Here is a 13,651-nt window from a genome sequence, read left to right as displayed (position 1 = left end):
ACCGGCACAGACCTGCGCAGCCTACGGCAGTGGGTAGTTCGGCTTGTAGTTCGAGTCGCGGAACTGCTCATTGCCATAGACCACGTCATGCACGTCGCTGCCGTCGGCATACGTGACATCGGGATTGGGCGTCAGGTGCCAGCCCTCTCCTTGTGCGTCACGCTCGACCAAGCTCGCGTGCATCTTGCAGGTGCCTGATCGGCCAGAGCTCAACCAGAACTCGTAGAAGTGCCCGGGCTTGGGCATGAACTCTGCGCTGTTGTAACAGTACTCGGTACGACTGCCCTCCCACGACATCCAGATCTTGGTCTTGACCCCCGGCCGCACCGGGGTTTCATAGAAGTCGAAGGTCAGGTCCTGCCCAGCCTTGGGCATGTTCATGTCCTGGGTGTGGACGAAGGGCAGCTCGCCACGGCGAATCACCCCACCGGTCTTTACCCCGTTCTCTTCCTGGTAGATCGCGGCATGCTGGGTGAAGTTGATGATGCGCACCCAGGAAGGGTTGGGCTCGTTTTCAGGGGCTTTGAAGAAGGTGCTGTGGGGCAGGTACTGGCAGCCACCTAGCAGCGGCAGCCCAAGTAGCCAGAGGGCAGTGGCGATTCTCATGTGTTGGCATCCTTGACTGAGATGCCGCAACAGACCACGCAAATCCCGATGAATTCCCGGGTGGCCCTTACTGCGGGCTTACGCCAGTCGGCCGGCCGAGCATCACCAGCGCGCCGACAATCAGCGCCTGCATCCCTTCAGACAACTCCTCCTCCATCTCCTGCTCTTCCTGCGCGCGATCAGCGTCCAGCAACGGTTCACGCCCAGACGCGGTGTACACCGTATCCGCCACCGCAAACCCGTGGAATGCCACCGTCGACAGCAGCCAGCGCGCCTGCTCCAGGGTCAACGCGAAGGCCTCGGCGATATGCGCCTGGTGGTCGTGGATCTTGCCCATCATCGCTTCGGTCGTGGCCAGCCTGCGTATGACGTAGGGCGTCAGCCCCGGGTGCGCCTTGACGAACGCCTGCACCGCCCCCGCAAAGCGCACCAGGTACGCCCGCAAATCTTGCGTTGCATCGCCCTGCGCCTGGGGGATCTGCCAGCGCTGGAACATCTCCTCGGCCACCAGGCACTTGAGCGCTTCGATGTTCGCCACGTGCTTGTACAGGGCCATGTGGCTGACCCCCAGCGCAGCGGCCACACCCACGAACGTGAGGCTGGGCAAGCCAATGGCGATGCTCACGTCGGCAATCCGTTCACGGGTGATGGTGCGAGGGCGTCCGCGTCCGGTTCGTTGTGGTGGTTGCATCAGGTGCTCCAGGATCGGTGAAGACAGTCTTGTAGCCGTCTTGTCTGGATTTCGCAAATTAGTTTATATTCATGCAACTAATTAATCCGCAGCTGTCCAGGCCCGCTTCATGTCCGATTCATCGTCCTCCCCTCAGCACCACGCCCCCGTCAAGACCAAGCTGCGCAGCCCCATCAGCCGCGTGCTGGCACCCATCCGCGGTCAGTTGATTGCCGCTGCATTGCTCGCAGCCGCGGGCTCGATGCTGACCCTCGTGCCGCTGGCCGGGATCGCCCATATCGCGCACCTGGCGTTGAGCGAGGCAGGCGCACCCGCCGCCATTGGCTGGACGGTGTTCGCCAGCGTGGCCAGCCTGTTCACCGGCATGGCCCTGCTCAGCGTCGCGGAACTGCTGGCGCACCAGGCCGACAACCGCATCACCCACCACCTGCGCGTCGCCATCGGCCAGCGCCTGATGCAGGTGCCGCTGGGCTGGTTCAGCGAGCACGCCTCGAGCGAGGTCAAGCGCGCGATGCAGGACGACATCGGCACCCTGCACAGCCTGACCGCGCACTTCTACACCACGCTGGGCCGCGCAGTGGGCGCGGTGCTGATCGCGGTGCTCTACCTGTTCGCCATGGACTGGCGCCTGGCCGTGATCTGCCTGCTGCCCTTCCCCGCCTTTTTCCTGTTTCTGCGCCGGGCCATGCAGGCCAGCGCCCGGCATATGGACGAGGTGGTCGCCGGCATGGCCCGCATCGATGAGGCGGTGGTCGAATTCGTCAACGGCATGCCCTTGGTCAAAGCCTTTGGCGACCAGGGCAACGCCCAGGACCGCTACCGTGAGGCGGTCGATGCCTTCGCGGGCACCTTCACCGGCTTCACTCGCCCGCTGGTAGCGTCGATGGCCAGGGCCAATGCCCTGATCGCGCCAGTGTCGGTGCTCGGCCTGGTACTGCTGGCCGGTACGCTGTTCGTTGCCCTGGGCTGGGCCGAGCCACTGGCGATCCTGCCCTTCGCACTGGTGACGCCAGGCCTGTGTGCCCCGTTGCAGCTGTTGCACTACATCACCCACGACCTCAACAACGCGGTCGGCGCAGCCCAGCGGGTGTTGGCGCTGCTGGACACCCCGGTATTGCCGCAGCCCACTCCAGGGGGCTGGCCAAACGGCTGCGAAGTGCGTGCGGAACAGCTCAGCCATGCCTACACGCCCGGCCACAACGTCATCAGCGACGTCAGCTTCACCCTGGCACCCGGCACCACCACGGCCATCGTCGGCCCGTCTGGCGCGGGCAAGTCGACCCTGGCCCGGCTGCTGCTGCGCTTCTTCGACCCAGACAGCGGGCGCATCAGCCTCGGCGGCGTCGACCTGCGCCAGATCGAGAGCCGCGAGCTGTACCGGCGCATCGGCTTCGTGCTGCAAGAGGTGCGGCTGATCCACGCCAGCGTCGCCGAGAACATTGCCCTGGGCCGGCCAACGGCGACCCGCGAGCAGATCGAAGCCGCTGCCCGCCTGGCCAACATCCACACGCGCATCCTGCAACTGCCACGCGGCTATGACTCGGTCATCGGCGAGGACGCGCAGCTGTCCGGGGGTGAGCAGCAGCGCCTGAGTATCGCCCGGGCCGTGTTGCTCGACCCGCCAGTGCTGGTGCTCGATGAGGCCACCGCCGCCGCCGACGCCGAAAGCGAAGCCGCGATCCAGGATGCCCTGGCACGGTTTGCCCAGGGCCGCACCTTGCTGGTCATCGCCCACCGGCTGGATACGGTGATGCATGCCGAGCAGATCCTGGTGCTCGACCAAGGCCGTGTGTGCGAGCAGGGCCGCCATGCCGAGTTGCTCGCACGGCAAGGGGTGTATGCCCAGCTGTGGGCGCAAGGGCATTACCCGGACACCGTGAAAAAGGCGCTGCCAGTATGCTGAACACCTTCATTCGACTGCTGGGCGACAGTGCCCCGGTCTGGCGCCGCTACCTGCTGATGACCGTGGTGTACGGCGTGCTCAGCGGCCTGACGATCAGCACCCTTGCGCCGATCATGCTGCGCCTGCTGAGCGGTGATACGCGCGGTGCCTGCCTCTGGCTGGGCGCGCTGGCAGCCGGCACGGCCCTGTGCTGGGCATGGCGCCGGCCTGTCGAGCAGGCGGGCATCGCCCTGGCGGTGGCCGTGCTGCAGACCGGTCGCCAGCACATCGGTGCGCACGTGGCGCAACTGCCGCTGGGCTGGTTCACCCCTGGCAACACCGCCCGCCTGGGGCATGTGATCACTCAGGGGATGATGGCCGTGGCGCAGTTGCCGGCGCATGTACTCACCCCGCTGATCAGCGGCGCAGTGACGCCGTTGGTGGTCGTGCTCGCGCTGTTCGCCCTGCACCCGCCGCTGGGCCTGATCGCGCTGCTGGCACTGCCGGCCCTGGCCGCGCTGATGCTGCTCAGCGCACGCCTGGGGCGCCGGGCCGACCAGACCTATCACCAGCACTTTGCCGAATCCAGCCAGCGCATGCTCGAGTTCGCCCAGGCCCAATCGGTGCTGCGCGCGTTCAACGGCGCGGGCAGCGGCACGCGACTGCTGGAGCACAGCCTGGAGCGCCAGCGCAGCAGCGGCATGGGCCTTATCCTGCGCTCTACGCTGTCGGCACTGCTCAACAGCTGGGCCGTGCAGGCGACGTTCGCCGCCCTGCTGGTGGCCGCAGGGCTGTGGTTCGCCGGCCAGGCTGAACGTCAGCCGCAGGAGGTGATGGCGGTGATCGTGGCACTGGCGTTGGCCTGTCGCTTCATCGACCCGCTGCAGGACGTGGCCAGCCATGTCGAGATCCTGCGGGGTGCGCAGGGGCAGCTGCAGGAGGTCGAGCGAATCCTCAGTGCCGAGCCCCTGCCGGAAGCCGTTGCGCCACAGGTCCCCCAGGACGCTTCAATCGAGCTGCGCGGTGTCAGCCTGCGCTACTCCAGCGGCGGCCCCGACGTGCTGCGTGGCGTCGATTTACAGATTCCGGCAGGCGGCATCACTGCCATCATCGGTGCTTCGGGCTCCGGCAAATCGTCGCTGGTGCGCCTCATCGCCCGCAGCTTCGAGGCTAGCGGGGGCAGCGTACGCATTGGCGGCGTGGATGTACGGCAGATCCCCCGCGCAACCCTGACCCACACGGTCAGCCAGATCCTCCAGGACACGTGGCTGTTCCAAGGCAGCATTGCCGACAACATCCGCATCGGCAAACCCGAAGCCAGCGACGCCGATATTCTCCAGGCCGCCGAGCTGGCCGGCCTCATAGAAGTCATGCAGCGCCTGCCGCGTGGCCTCGATACCCCAGTAGGTGAAGGCGGTGCCCGGCTCTCCGGCGGCGAGCGCCAGCGCGTGACCATTGCCCGCGCGCTGATCAAGCAAGCCCCGATCCTGCTGGTGGACGAAGCCACCGCCGCCCTCGATGCCGAGAACCAGGCTGTGATCGCCGCCACCCTGCACAGCCTGCGCGGGCGCTGCACGCAGGTGGTGATTGCGCACCAACTCAGCACCGTGGCCATGGCCGACCAGATCGTGGTGCTCGAGGCCGGCCACATCGTCGAGCAAGGCTCGCCCGCGGCATTGCTGGCCAGCGGCGGGCGCTACGCACGCTTCGTACAGCAGCGTCACGCCGCCAGTGGCTGGCGGATCGCCGCGGCGAAAGTGGAACAGCCCTGATGCGTGTGTCGTGGCTGCTGTTCATCCTGTTATGCCTGGCCTCGCTCGCGGTCGGCGCCCGCGAGCTGGCGTGGTCCCAACTGATCAGGCTGGACGGCGACACCTGGCTGACGCTCACCGCCAGCCGCTTGCCACGCCTGGCGGCGTTGATCCTGGTCGGCATCGGGCTGGCGGTGTGCGGGGTAATCCTGCAGCAGATCGTGCGCAACCGCTTCGTCGAGCCCGCGACCTCTGGCGGACTGGACGCGGCCAAGCTTGGCATCCTGCTGTCACTGGGCCTGCTGCCCCAGGCTGGCACGCTGCTGCGCCTGCTGTTCGCCCTGGCTGTATGCTTTGCCGCCAGCCTGCTGTTCGTCGCCATCATTCGCCATATCCGCGCCCGCAATGCGGTGCTGGTGCCGGTGATCGGCCTGATGTACGGCGGCGTCCTGAGCGCGCTGGCGGAGTTCTACGCCTACCGCTTCAACCTGCTTCAAAGCATGCAGGGCTGGTTGCTGGGCGACTTTTCCAAGGTGGTGCAAGGCCACTACGAAATCCTCTACGTGATCCTGCCGATCATCCTGCTCACCTACCTGTACGCGCAGCGCTTCACGGTGCTCGGCATGGGTGAAGGCATGGCCACCAGCCTCGGCCTGAACTACACCGCCAACGTGGCACTGGGCCTGATGCTGGTGGCGGTCACGGTGTCTGCCAGCGTCATCGCCGTCGGTTCGATCCCCTTTGTCGGCCTGGTGGTGCCTCACCTGGTTGCCCTGCGATACGGCGACAACCTGCGTCGCACCCTGCCCCTCGTGGCGCTGGGAGGCGCAACCCTGCTGCTGGTCTGCGACCTGGTCGGGAGGCTGGTGATCCACCCGTTCGAAGTGCCGATTGGCCTGACCGCCGGCGGCCTGGGTGGGCTGATCTTCCTCGGGCTGATTGTCTGGAGGCAGCGATGAGAGGCCCACGTGTGGTGTGGGTGGTGGTTATCGCCCTGGCCTTGGTGTTCCTGTTCGCCAACGCCGGGATGGACTTCGACTACGTGATCCCCAAGCGCCTCGCACGCCTGGCCGCCATGGTCATCGGCGGCGTCTGCGTGGCCTGCTCCGCCATCGCCTTCCAGACCCTCTCGGGCAACCGCATCCTGACGCCGGCGATCATGGGCTACGAGGCGGTGTACCTGCTGCTGCAGGCATTACTGGTGCTGGCCATGGGGGTGCAAGGGCAGCTGCTGCTCGGCGGCGAGGGCAATTTCCTGCTGTCGATGCTGCTGATGCTCGGCTATTCGTGGGCGCTGCACCGCTGGCTGTTGGCGGACGGCAGCCACAACCTGTACTTCCTGCTGCTGGTGGGGCTGGTGCTGACGATGGTCATGGGCACCCTCACCCAGTTCGTCCAGCTGAAGGTCAGCCCTGGCGAATTCTCGATGCTGCAGGCCTACACCCAGGCCTCCTTCAACCGGGTTTCGGCGCCGCTGCTGCTTGGTTCGGCCTTGCTGGTCGCGGCGCTGTGCGCGGTGCTGGCCAGGGCCACGGCGGTGCTCGATGTGCTGGCGCTGGGGCGTGACCAGGCGATCTCCCTGGGCGTGGACCAGCGGCGCAGCGTGCGCCTGCACCTGGCGGTGATCGCGGCACTGGTCGCGGTGTCGACCAGCCTGCTCGGGCCCACGGCGTTCATGGGCGTGTTCGTCGCCAACATCACCTACGCCGTGGCCGGCACGTTCAGGCACCGGGTCACCCTGGCGCTGGGCAGTGCCGTGGCCATCGCCGTGTTCATTGCCGCCCAGTTGCTGGTCGAGCATGTCTTCAACTACAGGACCACCGTCGGCATCCTCGTGAACCTGGTGTGTGGCACTTACTTCCTTGCCTTGATGGTACGTACCCGGGGAGCCGCATGATCAGCGTCCACAACCTGCACAAGTCCTACGCCGGCAAGCCGGTGCTAGCCGGCGTCGACGCGAGCTTCCCGCGCCAGCGCCTGACCTCGCTGATCGGCCCCAACGGCGCGGGCAAGACCACCTTGCTGATGATGCTCGCGCGGCTGCTGGAGCCCGACAGCGGTGACATCCGCCTGGACGGGCACAGCATCGGCGGCATGGCCATCGGCGACTACGCGCGACGGGTTGCCACCCTGCGCCAGTCGGTCGATTTCAACCTGCGGCTGACCGTCGACGAGCTGGTCGCGTTTGGCCGCTTCCCCTACAGCCGCGGCGCGCTCACCCGGGATGACCGGCGGGCGATCGACGAGGCGATCGCCTTCCTGGGCCTCGAGCCGCTGCGCCAGGCCTACCTCGACGAGCTCAGCGGTGGCCAACGGCAAATGGCGTTCCTGGCCATGACCATCGCCCAGCAGACCGATTACCTGCTGCTCGACGAGCCGCTGAACAACCTCGACATGCGCCATGCGGTGCAGATCATGCGCGCGCTGCGCCAGCTCTGCGACGAACACGGGCGCACGGTGATCCTGGTGGTGCACGACATCAACTTCGCCGCCAGCTACTCGGACCGCATCGTCGCCCTGCAAGGCGGCCAGGTGCAGTACGCCGGCAGCGTCGCCGAGGTGGTCACCGAACAACGGCTGCAAGCGCTGTACGGGCTGGACTTCGAAATCACCCACGGCGCGCGTGGCCGGCTGTGCAACTACTTCAACCCACCGGGACAACAACGATGAACCACACCCTCCCCGCCGGCCGCTGGCCGTTGGTGCTGCTGCTAGGCGCAACCTTGGCACTGCACGGCTGCAACGAGCCCTCGACGGCAACCGCAACGCCGGTAAAAACGGCGGGCGACAGCCCCTACGCAGCCGTCACGGTGCAGCACAAACTAGGCACCACGGTGATCAGCCAGCGCCCACAGCGCGCCGTGGCCCTGGACATGAACGAGGTCGACTTCCTCGACCAGCTGAACGTCGCGGTGGCTGGCATGCCCAAGGACTTCGTGCCGCACTTTCTGGCGCGCTACAAGGACGCCGGGCAAACCGCCGATGTCGGCTCGATCGTGCAGCCCAACCTGGAGCGGGTGCATGCCGCCCGCCCCGACCTGATCCTGATCACCTCCCTGCAGGCCAACCACTTCGCCGAACTGAGCGACATGGCGCCGACCCTGCACTTCGATGTCGACTACCGCGACAGCGAGGCCGGGCACGTTGCGCTGGTCAAGCAGCACCTGGCCAGCCTGGGCGAGGTGTTCGGCAAGCAGGACCTGGCCCGGCAGAAAGTCGCGGCACTGGAGGCCAAGCTCGCGCAGGCGCGCAACGTTACCCGCGACCGCCCCGAGCGGGCCCTGGTGGTCCTGCACAACAACGGCGCCTTCAGCGCCTTTGGCGTGCACTCGCGCTACGGCTTCATCTTCAACGACCTGGGCGTCAAACCGGCCACCGCCACCCAGGACACCGGCCTGCATGGCCAGCCGATCTCCAGCGAATTCATCCAGCAGGCCAACCCCGACATCCTCTACGTGGTGGACCGCACGGCGGTGATGGAGCACCGCCCGCTGATGACCGCAGACACCCTCGGCAACCCGCTACTGCGCCAGACCAACGCCTGGAAAAACAGCCGCGTGGTGTTCGTCGACCCCGAGGCCTGGTACGTCACCGGCGCCAGCCCGACGTCGCTGGCATTGATCGTCGACGACGTCATCAAGGGTTATCAGCCCTAAGCCGCAGCCGGCACGGAAGCCATTAGTCACGTCAGCGGATGATTCTCAACAGCCTTACCTCTTCGCTTACTAAAACCAAAAATCACCCCTGCCATCCCTGGAGCTACAGCGTGTCTCACCGTTCCTTCCACACCCGCCCAACCCCTGCCCTGTCCCTGCACCGCACGCCACTGGCACACGCCGTGCTGGTGGGCCTGACACTGACGGCCTGCGCGCTGTCGGCGAAGCCCGCACGCGCCGAAACACCCGCTCACAGCCGCCCAGAAGCGCCCCTGGCCGCTGCCGAAAAACCCGCAGCGGCAGAACTGGCCGCGACGCTGATCGACGCCCAAGCCCCCGCCGCCGACCCACTGCCACCGGTATACGCTGGCGGCCAGGTGGCCACCGGCGGCCGTGTCGGTCTGCTGGGCAACAAGGACTTCATGGAAACGCCGTTCAGCACCGTCAGTTACACCGACACCTACATCCAGGACCTGCAGGCCAAGGACATCACCGACGTCATCGCCGCCACCGACCCGGCCGTGTTCAGCAACGGGCTGACCGGTACCTACAGCGAGAACTACTCGATCCGCGGCTTCCAGACCAGCGTCAGCGACATGACCGTCGACGGCCTGTTCGGCATGGCCCCCTACTACCGCGCCTCGCCGGAGATGTACGAACGCATCGAAGTGCTCAAAGGCCCTTCGGCCCTGCTCAACGGCATGCCACCCGGCGGCTCGGTGGGCGGTATCGTCAACCTCATCCCCAAGCGCGCCGGTGACACGCCACTGACCCGGCTGACCGCCACCTACGCCTCCGACGCGCAGTTCGGCGGGCATGTGGACGTCGGCCGGCGCTTCGGTGAGGGCAATCAGTTCGGCGTGCGCTTCAACGGCATGTACCGCGACGGTGACACCGCCATTGACCACCAGGGCCAGCGCAACGTGCTGTCGTCCCTGGCCCTGGACTGGCGTGGCGAGCGCGCGCGGTTGTCGCTCGACCTGTTCGACACCGACGACCATATCCGCGGGCAGAACCGCGGCATGGGCCTGGCGAGTGGTGTCGCAGTACCCAAGCCGCCCAAGAACACCGCGCTACTCAACCCGGACTGGGCCTACGTCGAAACACAGGACAAAGGCGTCATCCTGCGCGGCGAGTACGAACTGACCGACCAGTTGCTGGCCTACGGCGCGGTCGGTACCAGCAAGACCGATTACCAGTACAGCGGCGCGCTGACCGCCACGGTGAACAACAACGCGGGCGACTTCACAACTGCCATGGGGCAGTTGCAGATGCAGATCCACAAGACCTCCGCCGAGGTAGGGCTGCGTGGCCACTTCGACACCGTCGGCATCGGCCATCAGTGGTCGCTCAACGCCACCCAGTACAGCGACACGCAAAAGGACTTCGGCCGCCGCGCTACGGGCTCCAACTGGACGACCAACATCTATGCGCCGGTCTGGGGCCCGAAAGTCTCCGAGGCCTGGCCGCAGATCGCCCACACCGAAAACGACCTGAAGAGCTACGGCATTGCCGACACCTTGTCGGTGCTGGACGAGCGTGTGCAACTGACCCTGGGCGTACGTCGTCAGGAAGTCATCACCGACACCTTCAACGTCGCCACCGGCGCGCGCAACAAGCCCGGCTACGACACCCACGCCACCACGCCCGCCGGTGCGATCCTGTTCAAGCTGACCGATGAGTTGTCGCTGTACGCCAACTACATCGAAGGCCTGAGCAAGGGCGCCTCCGCACCGATCACAGCCGCCAACTACGGCGAGGTGTTCGCGCCCTACAAATCCAAGCAGAAGGAGGTCGGCCTGAAGCTCGACCTGGGCACGTTCAGCCACACCCTGGCGCTGTACCAGATCGAGCGGCCGAGCAGCTATACCGACCCGGTCACCAATGTCTTTTCGTTTGGCGGCGAGCAGCGTAACCGCGGCGTGGAGTGGAGCTTCTTCGGCGCGCCCCGGGCCGATGTACGCCTGATGGGTGGCGTAGCCTATGTCGACCCGACGTTGACCAAGACCGAAGGCGGCGTCAACGAAGGCAAGACCGCCACCGCCTACCCGAAACTGCAAGGCAAGCTGGGCGTGGAATGGGACATTCCGGCCGTGGACGGGCTGACCCTGACCGGTAACGCCACCTCGCAGTCCAAGCAGTACATCAGTGCCGACAACAGCCTGTCGATTCCCGGGTACACGATCTTCGACGTTGGCGCCCGGTTCGCCACGCACGTTGCCAGCCGGCCAGTCACCTTGCGCGCGAACATCTCGAACCTGGGCGACAAGGACTATTGGGGCGTACCGCTGACGCAGACCCTGGGGCTGGGAGCGCCGCGGACTTACGAATTGTCGGCGACGGTAGACTTCTGATAATGGGGGGCAGATTCGCTCTGCCCCCTCCCCCCGTGTCGTCACATAGAAAACAAGGACGGCCGGGGCTAAGCGTTAACCTGGAGAATTCGCAAGACCGTATCGAAGCATCAATAAGTTACGAGTCGCGTAGCGTTCAACTTGATGAGGCGGATCAGCTTCCGACAGGATGGCTCATGCAGTTGCCGAGCTTCAGCGCAGGCCTCAATCATCGCGCGATCTGAGACACCTGCCCAGCTAATCTCAAAGCCAGCTCGAGCTGCCAATAACGCCAGGAACTCCCGCTGGGTGCGGCCATTCCCTTCACGAAAGGTATGGATATGGTTGATCTCGGCAAAGACTGTCCCCGCTTCATTACTGAACGCCTCCAGGTCGCCATGGAGGTCACTCAGAAACCTCGTGCGTGAGAGCCTTTCAGTCACCCCACGGAATCGCTCTTCAATCAGCTGGTGAGGGAGAAACATGGTATCGCCTTTTCCGGTATCAACCAGCCGAGGTTGACCCGCCCAGGGATACACATCCTGAAAGATGTGACCATGGATAGCGCAAAGGTGCGCCAGCGAGAACTCCCCTTTAATGGGGTTCTCAAGCAACTCGATCAAGCGAGCGGAGGAAAGGTCAGCTTCCGCGACACTTAACGAAGCAGTGTCGGTGAGCCCAAGGTTATTGAGGAGTACGCCGTTTGCGTCGACGAAAGGATCGTCTTCAACGGTATAGCCTGCGACGTAGTAGTGATCGTCTACGCCCGGTCCGTGAGGCGGATCACTAGGTTCAGCCATTGATGCCGTAGCGGGCCTTCGCGGCGGCTACGAGCTCTGCCGAGTTGATCCGTCCTTTCTCGTAGTCGGCCATCTTGGAAGACATGTAGGCGCTCAAGCGGGCGCCCTCGAGGTTATTGGTGGCCTGGACGTGGGCTACGTTGGAGCGGCGTTGAGCAGCTTCTTTGACTGTCATCTTGGATCACCCAAATTCGCTGATTCATACGAATCACGTTATACAGGGCGGCGGCTCAAAATCAAGCTAAATGCGACCGACGCCACAAGCGATTATAGGCCCTAATGCCGATTTTGAGCGCCCCGCTAGACAAACAAGCCCCGCGCTCGGCGGGGCTCTGTTCCCGTCAGCTCGCAGCAGCACCTGCCGCCAGCTGGCGAGCAGTCACTTTCGCCCGGCGTTGATACGCCAGCAGCAAGCCGATGTACCACAGCGGCATCACATACAGCGCCGAACGGGTATCAGGCTCCAGCGCCAGCAGGCACAGGACGAAGATCAGGAACAGCTGCGACAACGCTGCGGTGACCTTGCCCCCGGGCAGCTTGAACGTGCTGCGCTGGTGAGCCTGGGCATTTTCCCGACGGTAGGCGAAGTACGACATCAGGATCAGCGACCAGGTGACGATGATCATCACCGCCGAAATGGTCGAGACCAGGGTGAACACAGTCATCACATCAGGGATCACGAACAGCAACGTCAGCGCGATGGCCATGCACGCGCCCGAGAACATCAGCGCGCGCACCGGAGTACCCGAGCCCGAAAGGCGGCCGAACGCGGGATGCGCCTGGCTTTGATGCGACAGGCCGTAGAGCATCCGCGAGCCCGAATAGACGCCGCTGTTGGCCGACGATGCCGCCGACGTCAGCACCACGAAGTTGATGATGCCCGCCGCCGCCGGCAAGCCGCCCAGCAGGAACAGCTCCACGAACGGGCTGCGATTGGCCGGCACGTTGGCCCAGGAAATCACACTGATGATGCACACCAGCGATGCGATGTAGAACAGCAGGATGCGCACAGGGATCGTGTTGATCGCCTTGGGCAGGGTCTTTTCCGGGTCCTTGGCCTCGGCTGCCGCCGTGCCGATGAGCTCGGTCCCGACAAACGAGAAGATGGCGATCTGGAAACCCGCCAGGAAGCCGACGATACCGTGCGGCATCATCACCCCCGGCGCCACCAGGTGGCTGAACGACGCCGTCACCCCGCCAGGCGAGGTATAGGACGTCGCGACCATGACCAACCCCGTCATCACCAGGAGCACGATGGCGACCACCTTGATCAGGCCAAACCAGAACTCGACCTCACCGAATGCCTTCACCGCGAGCATGTTGAGCGCCAACAGGATGAACATGGTGGCAAATGCCGGCAGCCAGGTCGGTACGTCGGGGTACCAGTACTGCAGAAAACCCGCAACGACCACCACATCGCCAACGGCCGCCACCACCCAACTGAGCCAGTATGACCAACTGAGGATATACCCGGCGCGTGGCCCCAGGTAATGGTGGACGAGGTCGGCAAACGAGCCCATGTTCAAGTCGGCAAGGAGCATCTCGCCCATCGCACGCATGATGCAGAAAACGAAGAAACCGATGATCGCGTAGACCAGGATGATCGAGGTCCCGGACAGCGCGATAATCTTGCCCGAGCCCATGAACAGGCCGGTACCGATCGCGCCGCTGATTGATATAAGTTGAATGTGTCGGTTTTCGAGCCGTCGCTTCAATACCCGGCCATCATGGGCTGTAGCGTCTTGCGAGTTGCACGTCTGATGCATAACTGACCTCTTATTCTTTTTCTGAAACACCTCGGCACTTCCTGCACCGCCGTCTTTATCGGGACGTTAGTGCAGATATTCGCCACTCTCGCGAACTTCAAGGCCTCGGCAACTATGCACATTGAAGGCACACCGTGTAGGCGTCACATGTTCTGATCGTTAATCC

General features: G+C 64.8%; 12 protein-coding genes. 7 read left to right on the top strand and 5 right to left on the bottom strand.

Translation table 11 applies throughout. From position 1 onward, the window contains the following. Window positions 1-21: 21 nt before the first annotated feature. Window positions 22-606: a hypothetical protein gene (locus CCOS865_RS14360; RefSeq protein WP_119141900.1), complete on the bottom strand. Its 585-nt coding sequence runs from the start codon at window positions 604-606 to the stop codon at window positions 22-24. Window positions 607-673: 67 nt separating this feature from the next. Then, window positions 674-1,297 carry a TetR/AcrR family transcriptional regulator gene (locus tag CCOS865_RS14355; RefSeq protein WP_119141898.1) on the bottom strand — a complete coding sequence of 208 codons (624 nt, stop codon included), beginning with the start codon at window positions 1,295-1,297 and terminating at the stop codon, window positions 674-676. A gap of 109 nt (window positions 1,298-1,406) precedes the next feature. Here CCOS865_RS14355 and CCOS865_RS14350 point away from each other — a divergent pair, with 109 nt between their 5' ends. The 7 genes from CCOS865_RS14350 to CCOS865_RS14320 all read left to right on the top strand — a co-directional run bounded on the left by CCOS865_RS14350 (window position 1,407) and on the right by CCOS865_RS14320 (window position 10,940). Further along, on the top strand, window positions 1,407-3,200 hold the full coding sequence (locus CCOS865_RS14350; protein WP_119141896.1) for an ABC transporter ATP-binding protein: 1,794 nt from the start codon (window positions 1,407-1,409) through the stop codon (window positions 3,198-3,200). Beyond that, window positions 3,194-4,951 carry an ABC transporter ATP-binding protein gene (locus CCOS865_RS14345; protein ID WP_119141894.1) on the top strand — a complete coding sequence of 586 codons (1,758 nt, stop codon included), beginning with the start codon at window positions 3,194-3,196 and terminating at the stop codon, window positions 4,949-4,951. Before CCOS865_RS14350 ends, CCOS865_RS14345 begins: the two co-directional genes overlap by 7 nt. Further along, window positions 4,951-5,889 (top strand): ABC transporter permease, encoded by a 939-nt coding sequence (locus CCOS865_RS14340; protein WP_119141892.1) that lies wholly within the window; start codon window positions 4,951-4,953, stop codon window positions 5,887-5,889. The genes CCOS865_RS14345 and CCOS865_RS14340 overlap by 1 nt, the downstream gene beginning before the upstream one ends. Then, window positions 5,886-6,827, top strand: coding sequence for an iron chelate uptake ABC transporter family permease subunit (locus CCOS865_RS14335; RefSeq protein ID WP_119141890.1), 942 nt, complete (start codon window positions 5,886-5,888; stop codon window positions 6,825-6,827). The genes CCOS865_RS14340 and CCOS865_RS14335 overlap by 4 nt, the downstream gene beginning before the upstream one ends. Continuing rightward, the gene (locus CCOS865_RS14330; protein ID WP_119141888.1) at window positions 6,824-7,600 is read left to right on the top strand and encodes an iron ABC transporter ATP-binding protein; all 777 of its coding nucleotides are present in this window, start codon (window positions 6,824-6,826) and stop codon (window positions 7,598-7,600) included. Before CCOS865_RS14335 ends, CCOS865_RS14330 begins: the two co-directional genes overlap by 4 nt. Next, window positions 7,597-8,586, top strand: a complete 990-nt coding sequence (locus CCOS865_RS14325; protein ID WP_119141886.1) for a siderophore ABC transporter substrate-binding protein — start codon at window positions 7,597-7,599, stop codon at window positions 8,584-8,586. Before CCOS865_RS14330 ends, CCOS865_RS14325 begins: the two co-directional genes overlap by 4 nt. A 110-nt stretch (window positions 8,587-8,696) precedes the next feature. Then, window positions 8,697-10,940 (top strand): TonB-dependent receptor, encoded by a 2,244-nt coding sequence (locus CCOS865_RS14320; protein WP_208644535.1) that lies wholly within the window; start codon window positions 8,697-8,699, stop codon window positions 10,938-10,940. Window positions 10,941-11,050: 110 nt separating this feature from the next. Here the strand turns inward: CCOS865_RS14320 and CCOS865_RS14315 are convergent, their stop codons facing one another. The 3 genes from CCOS865_RS14315 to CCOS865_RS14305 form a co-directional block, all read right to left on the bottom strand. Continuing rightward, entirely contained in the window at window positions 11,051-11,719 is a 669-nt protein-coding gene (locus tag CCOS865_RS14315; RefSeq protein WP_119141882.1) for a Fic/DOC family protein, read from the bottom strand. Continuing rightward, the gene (locus tag CCOS865_RS14310) at window positions 11,712-11,894 is read right to left on the bottom strand and encodes an antitoxin VbhA family protein (RefSeq protein ID WP_119141880.1); all 183 of its coding nucleotides are present in this window, start codon (window positions 11,892-11,894) and stop codon (window positions 11,712-11,714) included. Before CCOS865_RS14310 ends, CCOS865_RS14315 begins: the two co-directional genes overlap by 8 nt. A 166-nt stretch (window positions 11,895-12,060) precedes the next feature. Then, on the bottom strand, window positions 12,061-13,485 hold the full coding sequence (locus CCOS865_RS14305; RefSeq protein WP_119141878.1) for an amino acid permease: 1,425 nt from the start codon (window positions 13,483-13,485) through the stop codon (window positions 12,061-12,063). Between the last annotated feature and the right edge of the window lie 166 nt (window positions 13,486-13,651).

This window comes from Pseudomonas reidholzensis, assembly GCF_900536025.1.
GTDB lineage: Bacteria > Pseudomonadota > Gammaproteobacteria > Pseudomonadales > Pseudomonadaceae > Aquipseudomonas > Aquipseudomonas reidholzensis.
The sequence above is the reverse complement of the archived record's forward strand: the minus strand, read 5'-3'. Positions and strand labels throughout refer to the sequence as shown.